This is a genomic window from Streptomyces sp. NPDC088812, from assembly GCF_044750285.1.
GTDB lineage: Bacteria > Actinomycetota > Actinomycetes > Streptomycetales > Streptomycetaceae > Streptomyces.
In genome coordinates this window covers 266,807-280,986 of sequence record NZ_JBIVJP010000011.1, presented here as the reverse complement: position 1 = coordinate 280,986, position 14,180 = coordinate 266,807, and the positions used below count along the sequence as shown (strand labels likewise).

Below are 14,180 nucleotides of genomic sequence, written 5' to 3'. Positions count from 1 at the left end.
GGCGTCATGCTGCTCGACGTACGCGACCTGCACATCGAGTTCCGCACCCGCGACGGCGTCGCGAAGGCCGTCAACGGCGTCTCCTACGGCGTCGACGCGGGCGAAACCCTCGCCGTGCTCGGCGAGTCCGGCTCCGGCAAGTCCGTCACCGCCCAGGCGGTCATGGGCATCCTCGACACCCCGCCCGGACGGATCACCGGCGGCGAGGTCCTCTTCCGGGGCCGGGACCTGCTGAAGCTGAAGGAGGAGGAGCGCCGCGCGGTGCGCGGCGCGCAACTGGCGATGATCTTCCAGGACGCACTGTCGTCCCTCAACCCCGTGCTCACGGTGGGCGACCAGCTCGGCGAGATGTTCGTCGTCCACCGGGGCCTGTCGCGCAAGGACGCGCGGGCCCGCGCCGTGGAGCTGATGGACCGGGTGCGCATCCCGGCGGCGAAGGAGCGGGTCAGGGACTACCCGCACCAGTTCTCCGGCGGTATGCGCCAGCGCATCATGATCGCGATGGCGATGGCCCTGGAACCGGCGCTCATCATCGCCGACGAGCCGACCACCGCCCTCGACGTCACCGTGCAGGCCCAGGTCATGGACCTGCTCGCCGAGTTGCGGCGCGAGTACCGCATGGGCCTGATCCTCATCACCCACGACCTGGGCGTGGTCGCCGACGTCGCCGACCGCATCGCCGTGATGTACGCGGGCCGGATCGTGGAGTCGGCCCCGGTGCACGACCTCTACAAGGCACCGGCCCACCCGTACACCCGGGGGCTGCTGGACTCCGTCCCGCGCCTGGACCGGAAGGGCCGGGAACTGTACGCCGTCAAGGGCCTGCCGCCGAACCTCATGGACATCCCGCCCGGCTGCCCCTTCCACCCGCGCTGCCCGCTGGCCCGGGACGTGTGCCGGACCGACGTGCCGCCGCTGTACGGGGTGGACGAGGACCGGGGCAGCGCCTGCCACTTCTGGAGGGAGTGCCTGCATGGCACCGACGGCTGAGCCGATCCTGGAGGTGAGCGGGCTCGTCAAGCACTACCCGCTCACCCGGGGCGTCCTCTTCAAGAAGCAGGTCGGCGCCGTGAAGGCGGTCGACGGCGTCGACTTCGCGCTCGGCCGGGGCGAGACCCTGGGCATCGTGGGGGAGTCGGGCTGCGGCAAGTCCACGGTCGCCAAGATGCTGGTCCACCTGGAGAGACCGACGGCGGGCCGCATCCGGTACCGGGGCGAGGACATCACCCGGCTGTCGGGCCGGGCCCTCAAGGCCGTCCGCCGCAACATCCAGATGGTCTTCCAGGACCCCTACACCTCCCTCAACCCGAGGATGACGGTCGGGGACATCGTCGGGGAGCCGTACGAGATCCACCCCGAGGCGGCCCCCAAGGGCGACCGGCGGCGGCGGGTGCGGGAGCTGCTGGACGTCGTGGGCCTCAACCCCGAGTACGTCAACCGCTATCCGCACCAGTTCTCCGGCGGCCAGCGCCAGCGCATCGGCATCGCGCGCGGGCTCGCCCTGCGCCCCGAGGTGATCGTCGCCGACGAGCCGGTCTCCGCGCTGGACGTGTCGGTCCAGGCCCAGGTGGTCAACCTCCTCGACCGGCTCCAGAGCGAGTTCGCGCTGTCGTACCTCTTCATCGCGCACGACCTGTCCGTGGTGCGGCACATCTCGGACCGGGTCGCGGTGATGTACCTCGGGCGGATCGTGGAGACCGGCAGCGACACCGCGATCTACGACCACCCCACCCACCCCTACACCCAGGCCCTGCTGTCGGCGGTGCCGGTGCCCGACCCCGACGCGCGGGAACGCCGGGAGCGCATCATCCTCTCGGGTGACGTGCCGTCCCCGACGAACATCCCCTCCGGCTGCCGCTTCCGCACCCGCTGCTGGAAGGCGCGGGAGCGGTGCGCGGTGGAGGTGCCGGCGCTCGCGGTCCCGGCGTGGTTCCGCGCCGTGGGCGGCCCCGCGGCCCACGACTCCGCCTGCCACTTCGCGGAGGAGAAGAAGGTCGTCCCACCGGAGCGGTCGCGCGAAGATCATGCCCAGGGAGACGCATAACAGCACATTTGTGCGGTAACCGCGTTAACACGCAGGCAACTTGGCCGACCCGGTTCCGATATACGGACGCGTCAGGCTGAACAGCGTACGGCCGTGCGGGTGCCGTGAACGGGCCGGGAGCGCCATGCCTCCCGGCCCGTTGCCGTGTCTCAGCCGCCGGGGCGCCCGCCGGCGCCGCCCGTGAGGCCCAGGGACCGCTTGAGGAAGTCCACCTGGAGCAGCAGCAGGTTCTCCGCGACCTGTTCCTGCGGGGTGATGTGCGTGACCCCGGACAGCGGCAGCACCTCGTGCGGGCGGCCGGCGGCCAGCAGGGCGGAGGACAGGCGCAGGGCGTGGGCGACGACCACGTTGTCGTCGGCGAGACCGTGCACGATCATCAGCGGTCGGTGCGGGCCGGCCGGCGCGGAGAGCCCCTCGTCGGTGACGAGCGAGTTGTGCGCGTACGTCCCGGCGGCCGTGGCCGGGTCGCCGAGGTACCGCTCGGTGTAGTGGGTGTCGTAGAGCCGCCAGTCGGTCACCGGGGCGCCCGCGACGGCCGCGTGGAAGACGTCCGGGCGGCGCAGCACCGCCAGGGCCGCCAGCCAGCCGCCGAAGGACCAGCCGCGGATCGCCACCCGGGACAGGTCCAGGGGGTGGCTCCGGGCCAGGTCCTGGAGCGCCTCGATCTGGTCGTCGAGGGCGACCGTGAAGTCCTGGTGGATCGCCTTCTCCCAGCCGGGGGAGCGGCCGGGCGTGCCCCGGCCGTCCGCGACGACCACCGCGAAGCCCTGGTCGGCGAACCACTGGGAGGTCAGGTGCGCGTTGTGCGCGGCGAGCACCCGTGGCCCGTGCGGCCCGCCGTAGGGGTCGAGGAGCACCGGCAGTGAGGTGTCACCGGGGTAGTCCGTAGGCATAAGCACGGCGCACGGGATTCTCCGTGCGCCCCCCTCGGTGAAGCGCACGCGGGGGGACAGACCAGGATCTTCCGCATACGACCGGACAGTCGCCACGGTCTTCCCGTCCCGCTGGACCAGCGCCCTGCTCCCCGGCCGGCCGGGCACCGCCGACACCAGCACGGTCACGTCCCCCGAGCGCACCGCCGAGTGCACGCCCGGCTCCCGCGAGAGGCGCTCGACGCCGAGTCCGCCGACGCGGTAGACGTGCACCTCGCCGGTCTCCCGCGCCGCCGCGTCCTCCCCGGCCGACGCCGAGACCAGCACGTCGTCGGCCGTCACGTCCAGCACCGCCCGCACGTGCAGCTGGGCTCCCGTCAGCGGCCGTTCGCCGACCGTGAGGACCCGCGCACCGCCCTCGTCAGTGATGCGGACGAGTTGTCCCGACGGGCTCCAGCACGGCACTCCAGGGAAAAGATCAAGCCAATCTCGATCTTCGTCGGCGTGCACCATCCGGGTCGCCCCGGAGTCGGCGTCCACTGTCAGGAACAGCTGAGCGCGCTGGTCACGCGCCTGCACGAGCAGTAGCGGCGCACCCCCCGCTGACCAGTGCACTCGCGCCAGATACGGGTAGCGCGCACGGTCCCAGACGACCTCCGTGCGCACCCCGTCGAGGCCGAACACGAACAGCCGGACCTCCGCGTTGGCCGTCCCGGCAGCTGGATACGGCACGTGTTTTGGGTCACGTTTCGGATGCGCCGGATCGGAAATCCACCACCGCTCCACCGGCGTGTCGTCCACGCGCGCCACGAGCAGCCGGTCGGACTCCGGGGACCACCAGAACCCCCGCGAACGCCCCATCTCCTCCGCCGCGATGAACTCGGCCAATCCATAGGAAACCGGCTCCGACTCCGGCTCGGCGACCACCCGGTCGCCCTCCCCTTCGGCCCCCACCACCCGCAGCGCACCTCCGGCGACGTACGCCACCAGCCGCCCGTCGGGGGAGGGACGGGGGTCGACCACCGGCCCCGCGACGGGGAGTTCGCGCGCCGTGCCGGCCCGCAGCTCCGCCGTGAAAAGCCGCCCTGACAAGGCAAAAGACGCCAACTCGACGGTCTCGTCGGTGGCGTAGCCGACGATGCCGGCGCCGCCCTCACGGCTACGCTCACGGCGTGCCCGCTCCTCGGGCGGGAGGTCCTCCGCGGCGCCACCCAGGAGGGCGCGCGGGTCGGCCGCCACGCGCTCCCGGCCGTCCGCCGGATCGAGCACCCACAGTGCGTTCGCCCGGTCCGTGCCGGAGGGCGAGCGGAGGAACGCGACACGGGAGCCGTCGGGGGCCACCGTGAACGAACGCGGCGCGCCGAGCGTGAAACGCTGGGTGCGGGCGAGCCGCCGGGGGAAGGAGTCCGACTCGGTCGTCATCCCCCGACCATATTGGCCATGCGCCCCCTTGTGCGGCTGTGCGCCACTCGATGCGCACGCACTCATAGTTATGATCACTAGCGCTGTGTGGGTATGAACCTGCTGGCAGTTGTACGGTTTTACGCGTTCCCCCGCTCTGTACTTTCCCCCACGTTCCCGGGTTCTTGGAGGTGAGCCGCCGTGGCACTCTCGATTTCGGCGGTGGTGCTGCTGGCGATCATCGTCTTCTTGCTGATCAAGAAGTCAGGGCTGAAGGGCGGTCACGCAGCCGTCTGCATGCTGCTGGGCTTCTACCTCGCCTCCTCGACCATGGCGGGGACGATCAGTGATCTGACGACGAGCGTGGCAAGCATGATCGGCAGCATCAAGTTCTGACGCGCGTCGGCCCGTGGCTCCGGTGAGCGGTCGACCGGAGCCCGGCTCCGGTCGCCCTGTTCTGCGCCTTCCCCGGATCGGGGTCCGTAAGCCACCCGGCTCCGGGCGTTCTCCCCGGGGCCCGGGGCGAGCGGACCGTCAGCCCTCGGACGCGTACGGCACGAAGGCGGCCCAGGCCCCCGGCGAGAGCTGGAGGCGTGGTCCTTCGGTGTGCTTGGAGTCGCGGACGTGGATGGTGTCGGGGGTGGTGGCGATCTCGACGCAGGACTCGCCGTTGGTGCCACCGCTGTAACTGCTCTTGAACCACGCCGGTCCGGAGGCGCCCCCGGCGGAGGTGTTGCGGATCATGTTTCTCCCAGCAGTTGCTCGATGAAGGCCAGTGACTCCCGTGGCGGCAGTGCTTGAGCCCGGACGGTGCTGAACCACAGGTCGAGGACTCGGAGTTGCTTCGCATCCGACACCGGCCTCCCGCTGAACACCCCGTCGGCGCGCCCCACAGCCGTACCGTCCGCGAACTTCAGCACCTCGATCCTGCCGTCCAGCCCGGGATGGGGATCGCTCTTCGTCCGCATCACCTGCAGCGTGACGTGACGCAATCGTCCCACCTCCAGCAGGCGTTCGAGCTGCCGCCTCCACGCCATTGTGCCTCCGACCTCCCGATGCAGAGGTGCCTCTTCCACCACGAAGTTGATCGACGGTGACGGATCGCGGTCGAAGACCGTCTGCCGGGCAAGGCGAGCGGCCACCATGCGTTCCACGTCGTCCGGCGAATACGGCGGCTGCGCGGCCTCGATCAGTGCTCGGGCGTGTACCGGCGTCTGCAAGAGCCCGGGGACGATGGTGCACTCGTACACACCGATCTCGATCGCCCTTTGTTCCATCGCCGCCAGGTCCCGGACCTTCTTCGGGTAACTGACCTTCTTCACGTCCTCCTTCATCGCCGCCAGCAGTCCACCCGCCCCCAGCAGTTCGTCCGCCCTGTCCAGGAACTCCGGCCGGGAATCCGCTTCCCGCCCTCGATCTTGTAGATCAGATCCTCGCCGTACCCGAGGGCCTCCGCGAACTGGCCGGCGCGCATCCCCGCCGCCTCGCGCCGCAGCCTGATCTGCCGCCCCACCGTGGTGACGACCGCGATGCCCCACTCGTCGTCGGGCTCCACCTCCCAGCCCGGCTCGTCCGCCTCGGCCGTGGGCCGGTCCAAGACCCGGCCGTCCACCTGCTGCATCCCGCACCCCTCCGTCGTCCGAACGTGGCGCGACGCCCCTACCCGCACGGCGGCCCTCGACGGCCTCGACACGACCGGACAACCTCCGGACGGTCACCTTCCGCAACGGCGTCGTCACTCGTCACGGTAAGGGGGTGAGGCCGCTCCGGGTGACGTGATGGGGGGGACCGCCCCCTCCGCATCCACGTTCCCGCCGGAACCCGCGCCCTCGCGTTCCGGTGCCACGGGCGATCTTTTCCAAGGACCACCATGGAGAAATCACCCCACCAAGCCCCACCCCTCCCGCCCACGGCGCACCTTCACTCGCGGGAGTGAATATCACTAATTGGGTTGAATTTGCGGGGTGTTGCCTGCCCTACTCTCGGCGCAACGCAACACCACACCGCAGACATGAGACGGCCCCCGCTGGGACCTGCAATCCCAAGGCGAGGGCCTGACCACCGAGAAGGAAAGCCCCTTCCTGATGGATACGCAGAACCCTAGCGTGCGCCCACACGCCCAGTCCCGTCCTACCGCCGACAAACCCCCGAAACGGCGGCACTTCGGCGGTCTCGTTCACGACAACGCCCGCCACACCACCCGCTTCGCGGTGATCGGCAACCATCTCGCCCAGCACAAGGAGCTGTCCCTCCTGGCCATCGGGCTCGCCGTGTACATCCAGTCGCTGCCCAAGGGCGCCCGCGTCGACATCAAGTCCCTGACGGCCCGTTTCCCCGAAGGCGCGACCCGTATCGCCGCCGCCCTGCGCGAACTGGAGACCCACGGGTACCTCCGCCGCGAGCGCGAGCGCATTGCCGACGGCCGCATCGTCACCCGTACGGTCTCCTGCAACCAGCCCGGCCACCACCGCCGTACGGCTGCGGTCGCCACCGAGCGCACCCCGAGGACGGTCCCCGCCGGGCCGACGTCGTCCGCGCCCCGCAAGGCCCTCCCCGCCGTCCCGCGCCCCTCGCACCCCTACCCCAAGCTCCTCGAAGCGGCGACCGACCTCCTCGCCGGTCTCCGCCGCCACGACTCCCGCCTCCTCCTCTCCGCCTGCGACACGGCCCACCTGGCCCCCGGCGTCGCCGCCTGGCTGGAGCGGGACGTCAGCCCCACCGCCGTACGCCAGGCCCTGGCCGCCGACTTGCCGCCCGAGGGCCTCCGCCGCCCCGCCGCCTTCCTGGCCCACCGGCTCACGGCCCTGATGCCGCCCCCGCCCCCGCTCGGGGCCCCCGCCACCCGGCCACCGGCCGTCCTGCACCCCCTGCGGAACTGCGACGGCTGCGACCGAGGCTTCCGCGGGCCCGAGCCAGGCCTCTGCCGCGACTGCCGAGCGCGGTCGGCAGCGGCCCACTGAATACCCACCCAAGAGAAGGAAACCGCATGGTCAACTCGTCCCACGAGGCGATGCACCGCATCTTCCAGGAGTATCCCGGCCTGTTCACGGGCGTCTCGAAGGTGCTGGGGCTTCCCGTCGTGCAGCCCACGTCCGTGACAGTCCTGCCCACCGATGTCACCGAGACTCAGCCCGTCGAACGTCGTGTCGACACACTGCTGCGTCTCGAGGGCGACGCACCGCTTCTGCTGGCTGTCGAAGCTCAGAGGGCGAAGGATCCGGACAAGCCCGCCAGCTGGGCCTACTACCTGTCCTTCCTCTACACCAAGTACAAGACCCCGCCCCTGCTGCTGGTGGTCTGCCAGGATCGGGCCACGGCGGAGTGGGCCGCCCGACCCGTGTCCATCGGACCCGAATGGTGGGCCGCGCTGACATTGCGCCCGCTCGTGGCCGGTCCGCACAACATGCCCTTCATCACCGACCCGGAGGAGGCCGGCGCCGACCTCGCACTGGCCACCCTGTGCGCCATCACGCACGCGAAGGATCGCGACGTGAATGGGATACTGAAGGCCCTGTCCACCGCTCTGCAGGACGTGCCCGAGACCGTCGCCGACCCCATTATCGAACTCACCACACGAGGCCTGGACAGCGTGCGCCGGGCCGCGGAAATCTGGAGGACCCTGGTGGCCGTGGACCTTTCCTTCTACAAGTCGTCCATCTCCGAAGAGATCCGCGACGAGGGGCGCGCCCAGGGGCGTGCGGAGGACATCCTGCTCGTCCTGGAGGCGCGGGGCCTGAACGTCCCCGAGGAGACCCGCGAGCGCGTCACCGGCTGCGACGACCCCGACCTCCTGCGCCAGTGGCTCACCCGCGCCGTCACCGTCTCGTCCGCCGAGGACATCTTCAGGGAGCCGGACGGCGCCGCCTGATCCTCCCGGGAGCCGTCGTTCCCGCACCGGCGGGGCGCGACGGCTCCCGAGGCAGCCGTGAGCCACGCCATCGACCGGATCGGGCGTAACGCGCTCGCCGTCGCCCACGTATGCGACGGCTGGGCGTGAGCCGGCCGGGTGGGCGGCCGGGAGCGGGCGGGAGCCTCGTAGGGTTGGCCCCATGACGGAACTGCCCGCTCGACGTCTGCTGCTGGTGCACGCGCACCCGGACGACGAGTCGATCAACAACGGCGCGACCATGGCCGGGTACGCGGCCGAGGGCGCGCACGTGGCCCTGGTCACCTGCACCCTCGGTGAGCGCGGCGAGGTCATCCCGCCGGAGCTGCGGCACCTGACGGGCGCCGCCCTCGGTGAGTACCGCCTGCGCGAGCTGCGGGCCGCCACGGCGGAGCTCGGCGTGCGCGACGTCCGGCTGCTCGGCGGCGCCGGCCGCTTCGCCGACTCCGGGATGATGGGCATCCCCGACAACGACGACCCCGGCTGCTTCTGGCAGGCCGACGTCGACGGCGCCGCCGCCCTGCTCGCCGAGGTGATCCTGGAGCTGCGCCCCCAGGTGCTCGTCGCCTACGACGACGACGGCGGCTACGGCCACCCCGACCACATCCAGGCCCACCGCGTCGCCATGCGCGCCGTGGAGCGGGCCGCCGACGCCGGCTGGAGCGTCCCCAAGGTCTACTGGAACCGCGTCCCGCGCTCCGTCGCCGAGGCCGCCTTCGACCGGCTCCGGGACGAGCTGCCCGGCCTGCCCTTCACCGAGAGCGCGACGGTCGCGGACGTCCCCGGCGTCGTCGACGACGAGCGGATCACCACCGAGATCGACGGCACCGCCCACGCCGCCGCCAAGGCCGCCGCGATGCGCGCGCACGCCACCCAGATCGAGGTCGCCCCCGACGGGCGCTCCTTCGCGCTCTCCAACGACCTCGCGCAACCCCTGTTCACCACCGAGTACTACGAACTGGTGCGCGGCGGTCCGGTGGCGGGCCCCGGCCGGGAGACCGACCTGTTCGCCGGAGTCGGGGAGGAGGCCTGATGTCCGGTCACGGCTCCCCGCTCGCCCAGCCGCTGCGTCCGCCCTCCGCCGGACGGGCCGCCGCCTACCTGGGCCTGCTGCTGCTCGGCGCGGTCACCGGCGCCGCCGGGGCGCTCGTGCAGTCCGGCTGGTTCCCGGGCGGACTGCTGCTCGCGCTGGCGGGCGCCGCCGGCCTCTTCCTCGGCGGGGCGCGCGCCCTCCGCGGCCGGGGCGGGGCCGTCGCTCCCGCCGCGGGCTGGATGATCGCCGTCGTCCTGCTCACCACGGCCCGCCCCGAAGGCGACTTCATGTTCGGCGCGGGAGGCGGCTCCTACCTCTTCCTGCTCGGCGGGATGGCACTGGCTGTGATCTGCGCCACCCTCGCTCCGGGACGGCAACCCGTCGGCGACGACGTCCGACTTGAGAAGTGACGTACCGCTTCGCCGTACCGGGACCGTGCGGGTCCGGTGCGGGTTTCGGCGGCGGTCGTGGGATAAGCGCCAGAAGTGGCCAGTATGGTGGTGCGCGCCGCCGGGCCGCCTCTGAGGTCGTGGCGGGCGGCGGAGCCAACCTGGAGAACCTGCCTTGAGTCGTGAAACTGACAGTCCGTCCTCCGGGCCCCACGGGCGCGGCGGAGCCGCATACCCCTCGGGCACCCCGCCCTACGGCACACCGATGGTGGCCGACGGCGGTGCGGACGCGGGCCGTTCGGCCGCGCAGCCGGAGGAACGCAAGACCGAGACCACGCTGACGACCCGGATCCGGATCAACATCCCCGGGTCGCGGCCCATTCCGCCGGTCGTCGTGCGCAAGCCCGTGGCGGACGCCGAGGGCGCGGGCGACGGCGGTGCCGACGCCCCGACGCAGGGCTCCCCCGCGGAAGCGGGCGCCCCGGCGGCGTCCGCGGCCGCCGGGAGCGGCAGTTCCGCGTCCGCCGCGAGCACCCCCGAACCGCCCGCCGCGCAGGCGCCGACGGCCGGGGAGAAGACCAGCGACTGGTTCGCGCCGCGCAAGTCCGCGCCGGCCAAGGCCGGTCAGGGCGGCGGCCCGGCCAACGGGGCCGCGGCCGCGGGCGGTTCCCCCACGGGTGCCAACGGCGCCGCGGGCGGTGCCCCGCGTCCGGCCGGACCCGGTGCCGGCGCGCCCGGCGGCGGTGCCCCCGGCGGCACGCGTCCGGGCTCCGGGCGGCCCGGTGGCGTCGGCGGCCCGATGAGCGCGCCGGGCGCCCCCCGCTCCGGCGGTGCGAACGGCGCCGGGCTGCCCGGCGGCGCCACCGGCGGTCCGGTGGCTCCGGGGCACGGCGGCGGCACCGGCTCCTTCGACGTGACCGAGGCGCTCGCCGCGGGCCCGCTGGCGGGCGGTGCGCGTCCGGGGCAGGGCGGCGGCACCGAGCCGCGCCGCGACGACCTGCCGTACGTCCCGGACGACGGCGGCGGCCGGAACGGCTACGCCCCGGCGAACGGCCGGGGCGGCGTCCCCGGCCTTCCGGGCGCTTCCGGTGCTCCGGGTGTCCCCGGCGCGCCGGGCGTTCCGGGTGCGCCCGGCGGGCCGAACGGCTTCACCGGCGCGGACGCCCCCGGCGGGCCGAGGGACTTCACCGGTCCGGACGGCGCCGGCCGCGGCGGCAGGAGCCGCCCGCAGGGTCCCGCCGGCCCGACCGGCGGCCCGGTCACCGGCGACGGCCCGATGGTCCCGCCGATGAACGGCACGGCGCCCGGCGCCGCCACCGGCACGGTGGGCGCCCCCCGCGCTCCCCAGGCACCCGGCGGCCCCGGCGCGCACGCCGGTCCGGGCGCTCCGGGCGGTCCGGGCGCTCCGGGCGGTCCGGGTGCGCAGGGCGGTCCCGGCACCGGGCAGCACCTCCCCGGTGGCGGACTCAGCGACGACACCGCGATCCTCACCCCGCAGAAGCCGGCCCCCGAGCCGGGCCCGGGCGGCGGCTACGGCCGTCACGACAACGTCTCCGGCCAGACCGTCACCAGCGGCATCCCGGTCGTGCCCCCGGGCGGCCAGGGCGCCGGTCCCGGCGGGCCGTTCGCGCCCGGCGCGCACCCCGACGGACCGCTGCCGCACACCCCGCCGCAGCAGACCGAGCCGGCCGGGCAGAGCACGCCCGCCGCCGACTCGAAGAAGAAAAAGAAGAAGAGCCGCAGCAAGCTGGTCCTGCTCGGTGGCCTGGTCGTGGTCGGCGCCGCCGGCGCCTACGGGGCCGGCCTGCTGATGAACCACTCCGACGTGCCCAAGGGCACCACCGTGCTCGGTGTGGACATCGGCGGCGGCACCCGTGACGACGCCGTCAAGAAGCTGGACAGCGCCTTCGACAGCCGGGTGAACCAGGCGCTGAAGCTGTCCGTGGACGGCGGCACCGTCACCCTGAAGCCGGACCAGGCGGGCCTCCAGTTCGACATGCAGTCCACGGTCGACGAGGCGGCCCACAGCGACTACAACCCGGTCTCGGTCATCGGCTCGCTGTTCGGGCAGCAGCGCGTGGTCGAGCCGGTCATGCCGGTCGACGAGGAGAAGCTCCGGGCCGCCCTGGAGAGCGCCGCGGGCGGCTCCGGCTCGGCCACCGACGGCTCGATCACGTTCAAGGCGGGCAAGGCCGTCGCCGTCTACGGCAAGGCCGGCAAGGGCATCGACGCGACACAGGCCGAGACGGCCGTCGTGGCCGCCTACCGGGCCCTGGTGGAGAACGGCACCACCACGGCGGTGAAGGTCCCGACGACCACCAAGCAGCCGACGGTCACCGACGCCGAGGTCGACCGGATGATGAAGGAGTTCGCCGAACCGGCGATGTCCGGCACCGTCACGGTGCAGACCGACGCCGCGCACAGCGTCGCCTTCAGCCCCGAGAACTCCCTCTGGAAGTTCCTCAAGGTCAAGGCCGTCGACGGCAAGCTCGTCGACAGCTACGACGAGGCGGCCCTGAAGGAGCTGTACGGCGGCACCTTCGACGGCGTCAAGATCACCCGCGCCACCGGCCAGAAGACCGACGTCACCGTCCAGGACGTCATCGGAGCCCTGCGCCCGGCGCTGAAGAGCACCACCGACCGGACCGGGGTCATCGAGACCGACCCGAGCTGACGCACCACATCCGCGAAGGGCACCCGGCACCACCACCGCGCCGGGTGCCCCTCGCGCGTCCCGGCCCGCAACGGCCCCCTCCGAGCCCGCCGGGAACCCCCGGCCAGGGCTGCGGCACGAGACCTGCGTGAAGTCCCGCATGACATCTGTCATACGGCACTCCGGACGGCCGACACTGCCGCCCGCCCGGCCCCCGGCGCGACGATCGACCCATGACGACGACAACACCGGTGGTCGAGTTCGACCAGGTCGGCAAGGACTTCGGGGACGTACGGGCGGTGGACGGCCTCAGCCTCACCCTGCACCCGGGGCAGACCGTGGCCCTGCTCGGGCCCAACGGGGCCGGCAAGTCCACCACCCTGGACCTCCTCCTCGGCCTGAAGAACGCCGACCGCGGCACCGTCCGCGTCCTCGGCAGCAGCCCGCGCGAGGCGATCGTCGCCGGACGCGTCGGCGCGATGCTCCAGAGCGGCGGCCTGATGGACGGGGTCACCGTCGCCGAACTGGTCGCCCTCGCCTGCCGGCTGCACCCCCGGCCGTACCGGCCCGCCGACGTGATGGCCCGCGCGGGCCTGACCCGGATCGCCGACCGCAAGGCCGACAAGCTCTCCGGCGGCCAGGCCCAGCGCGTCCGCTTCGCCCTCGCCACCGCAGGGGACAGCGACCTGACCGTCCTGGACGAGCCCACCACCGGCATGGACGTCACCGCCCGGCGCGCGTTCTGGGCCACCATGCGGGAACAGGCCGAGCAGGGACGCACTGTCCTCTTCGCCACCCACTACCTCGAAGAGGCCGACGCGATCGCCGACCGCGTCCTGGTCCTGCACCGCGGCCGCCTGCTCGCCGACGGCACGGCCGCCGAGATCAAGGCGAAGGCCGGCGGCCGGCGGATCTCCTTCGACCTCCCCGACGGCCCGGTCGACGAGTCCGCCCTGCGCGCCCTGCCCCGCCTCACCGCCCTCACCGTCTCCGGCCGGACCGTCCGCATCGTGTCCGCCGACGCCGACACCACCGTCCACGCCCTCTACGGCCTCGGCCTGCACCCCCGCAACCTGGAGGTCACCGGGCTCGGCCTGGAACAGGCCTTCGTCACCCTCACCGCCGCCGAGGAGGCACGCACCGCATGAACGGCCTGATCACGCTGGAGCTCACCCGCGCCCTGCGCAACCGCAAGTTCCTGTTCTTCTCGGTGATCTACCCGTCGGTCCTGTTCCTGCTCGTCGCGGGCAACGCCGACAGCACCACCGAGGTCGACGGCACCGGCCTGACCCTGCCGACCTACATGATGGTCTCCATGGCCTCCTTCGGCGCCCTGACGGCCGTCCTGATGGGCAACAGCGAACGCATCGCCAAAGAGCGCGAGAGCGGCTGGGTACGGCAGCTGCGGCTGACGCCGCTGCCCGGCCGCGGCTACGTCCTCGCCAAGACCGCGAGCGCCGCCGTCGTCAGCCTGCCGTCCATCGTCGTCGTCCTCGCCGTCGCCGCCGCCGTGAAGGACGTCCGCCTGGACGCCTGGCAGTGGTGCGCGCTCACCGGCGCCATCTGGGCCGGCAGCCTCGTCTTCGCGGCCCTCGGCGTCGCCCTCGGCTACCTCGCCACCGGCGACTCGGTCCGCCCGATCACGATGATCACCTACTTCGGCCTCTCCCTCCTCGGCGGCCTGTGGATGCCGACGACCAGCTTCCCGGCCTGGCTGCAGGAGATCGCGAAGTGGGTGCCCACCCACGCGTACGCCGCCCTGGGGCAGGCCATCGAGCAGAGCCGGGCCCCTCGTGCCCAGGACATCGCGATCCTCGCCGTGTCCTTCGTCCTGTTCACCGGCGGAGCGGCCTGGCTGTACCGGAAGGACACGCTGAAGGCGTGAGCGGCATCGGTATCGGA

General features: G+C 72.8%; 12 protein-coding genes and 1 pseudogene. 10 read left to right on the top strand and 3 right to left on the bottom strand.

Annotated elements, in window-relative coordinates; genetic code table 11:
- The first annotated feature begins 6 nt into the window (after positions 1-6).
- Both ACIP67_RS21375 and ACIP67_RS21370 read left to right on the top strand, forming a co-directional pair.
- On the top strand, positions 7-990 hold the full coding sequence (locus ACIP67_RS21375) for an ABC transporter ATP-binding protein (protein WP_401693583.1): 984 nt from the start codon (positions 7-9) through the stop codon (positions 988-990).
- A complete protein-coding gene (locus ACIP67_RS21370; RefSeq protein ID WP_401693581.1) occupies positions 974-2,044 on the top strand; it encodes an ABC transporter ATP-binding protein in 1,071 nt (356 codons plus the stop codon). Before ACIP67_RS21375 ends, ACIP67_RS21370 begins: the two co-directional genes overlap by 17 nt.
- Positions 2,045-2,193: 149 nt before the next feature.
- Here ACIP67_RS21370 and ACIP67_RS21365 read toward each other — a convergent pair whose 3' ends face one another.
- Entirely contained in the window at positions 2,194-4,338 is a 2,145-nt protein-coding gene (locus tag ACIP67_RS21365) for a prolyl oligopeptidase family serine peptidase (protein WP_401693579.1), read from the bottom strand.
- A gap of 180 nt (positions 4,339-4,518) precedes the next feature.
- Here ACIP67_RS21365 and ACIP67_RS21360 point away from each other — a divergent pair, with 180 nt between their 5' ends.
- Positions 4,519-4,713, top strand: coding sequence for a hypothetical protein (locus tag ACIP67_RS21360; RefSeq protein ID WP_401693577.1), 195 nt, complete (start codon positions 4,519-4,521; stop codon positions 4,711-4,713).
- A gap of 138 nt (positions 4,714-4,851) precedes the next feature.
- Here ACIP67_RS21360 and ACIP67_RS21355 read toward each other — a convergent pair whose 3' ends face one another.
- Positions 4,852-5,061, bottom strand: a complete 210-nt coding sequence (locus tag ACIP67_RS21355) for a DUF397 domain-containing protein (RefSeq protein WP_401693575.1) — start codon at positions 5,059-5,061, stop codon at positions 4,852-4,854.
- Positions 5,058-5,938, bottom strand: a pseudogene (locus ACIP67_RS21350) (helix-turn-helix domain-containing protein). The gene ACIP67_RS21355 and the pseudogene ACIP67_RS21350 overlap by 4 nt, the downstream one beginning before the upstream one ends.
- 463 nt (positions 5,939-6,401) lie before the next feature.
- Between ACIP67_RS21350 and ACIP67_RS21345 the strand changes: the two are divergent.
- The 7 genes from ACIP67_RS21345 to ACIP67_RS21315 all read left to right on the top strand — a co-directional run bounded on the left by ACIP67_RS21345 (position 6,402) and on the right by ACIP67_RS21315 (position 14,163).
- Positions 6,402-7,277: a helix-turn-helix domain-containing protein gene (locus ACIP67_RS21345; protein WP_401693573.1), complete on the top strand. Its 876-nt coding sequence runs from the start codon at positions 6,402-6,404 to the stop codon at positions 7,275-7,277.
- Between the two features lie 26 nt (positions 7,278-7,303).
- On the top strand, positions 7,304-8,185 hold the full coding sequence (locus ACIP67_RS21340) for a hypothetical protein (RefSeq protein WP_401693571.1): 882 nt from the start codon (positions 7,304-7,306) through the stop codon (positions 8,183-8,185).
- Between the two features lie 181 nt (positions 8,186-8,366).
- The gene (gene mshB / locus ACIP67_RS21335; protein ID WP_401693569.1) at positions 8,367-9,236 is read left to right on the top strand and encodes an N-acetyl-1-D-myo-inositol-2-amino-2-deoxy-alpha-D-glucopyranoside deacetylase; all 870 of its coding nucleotides are present in this window, start codon (positions 8,367-8,369) and stop codon (positions 9,234-9,236) included.
- Positions 9,236-9,646: a DUF6113 family protein gene (locus ACIP67_RS21330; protein WP_389513940.1), complete on the top strand. Its 411-nt coding sequence runs from the start codon at positions 9,236-9,238 to the stop codon at positions 9,644-9,646. Before mshB ends, ACIP67_RS21330 begins: the two co-directional genes overlap by 1 nt.
- A 154-nt stretch (positions 9,647-9,800) precedes the next feature.
- Positions 9,801-12,299, top strand: coding sequence for a hypothetical protein (locus ACIP67_RS21325; protein WP_401693567.1), 2,499 nt, complete (start codon positions 9,801-9,803; stop codon positions 12,297-12,299).
- Between the two features lie 212 nt (positions 12,300-12,511).
- Positions 12,512-13,426: an ABC transporter ATP-binding protein gene (locus ACIP67_RS21320; RefSeq protein ID WP_401693565.1), complete on the top strand. Its 915-nt coding sequence runs from the start codon at positions 12,512-12,514 to the stop codon at positions 13,424-13,426.
- Positions 13,423-14,163, top strand: coding sequence for an ABC transporter permease (locus ACIP67_RS21315; RefSeq protein WP_401693563.1), 741 nt, complete (start codon positions 13,423-13,425; stop codon positions 14,161-14,163). Before ACIP67_RS21320 ends, ACIP67_RS21315 begins: the two co-directional genes overlap by 4 nt.
- Positions 14,164-14,180 lie beyond the last annotated feature (17 nt).

Coding starts and splice junctions, on each gene's coding strand:
- ACIP67_RS21375 (WP_401693583.1), top strand. CDS start 7: ATGCTGCTCGACGTACGCGACCTGCACATCGAGTTCCGCACCCGCGAC.
- ACIP67_RS21370 (WP_401693581.1), top strand. CDS start 974: ATGGCACCGACGGCTGAGCCGATCCTGGAGGTGAGCGGGCTCGTCAAG.
- ACIP67_RS21365 (WP_401693579.1), bottom strand. CDS start 4,338: ATGACGACCGAGTCGGACTCCTTCCCCCGGCGGCTCGCCCGCACCCAG.
- ACIP67_RS21355 (WP_401693575.1), bottom strand. CDS start 5,061: ATGATCCGCAACACCTCCGCCGGGGGCGCCTCCGGACCGGCGTGGTTC.
- ACIP67_RS21345 (WP_401693573.1), top strand. CDS start 6,402: ATGGATACGCAGAACCCTAGCGTGCGCCCACACGCCCAGTCCCGTCCT.
- ACIP67_RS21340 (WP_401693571.1), top strand. CDS start 7,304: ATGGTCAACTCGTCCCACGAGGCGATGCACCGCATCTTCCAGGAGTAT.
- mshB (WP_401693569.1), top strand. CDS start 8,367: ATGACGGAACTGCCCGCTCGACGTCTGCTGCTGGTGCACGCGCACCCG.
- ACIP67_RS21330 (WP_389513940.1), top strand. CDS start 9,236: ATGTCCGGTCACGGCTCCCCGCTCGCCCAGCCGCTGCGTCCGCCCTCC.
- ACIP67_RS21320 (WP_401693565.1), top strand. CDS start 12,512: ATGACGACGACAACACCGGTGGTCGAGTTCGACCAGGTCGGCAAGGAC.
- ACIP67_RS21315 (WP_401693563.1), top strand. CDS start 13,423: ATGAACGGCCTGATCACGCTGGAGCTCACCCGCGCCCTGCGCAACCGC.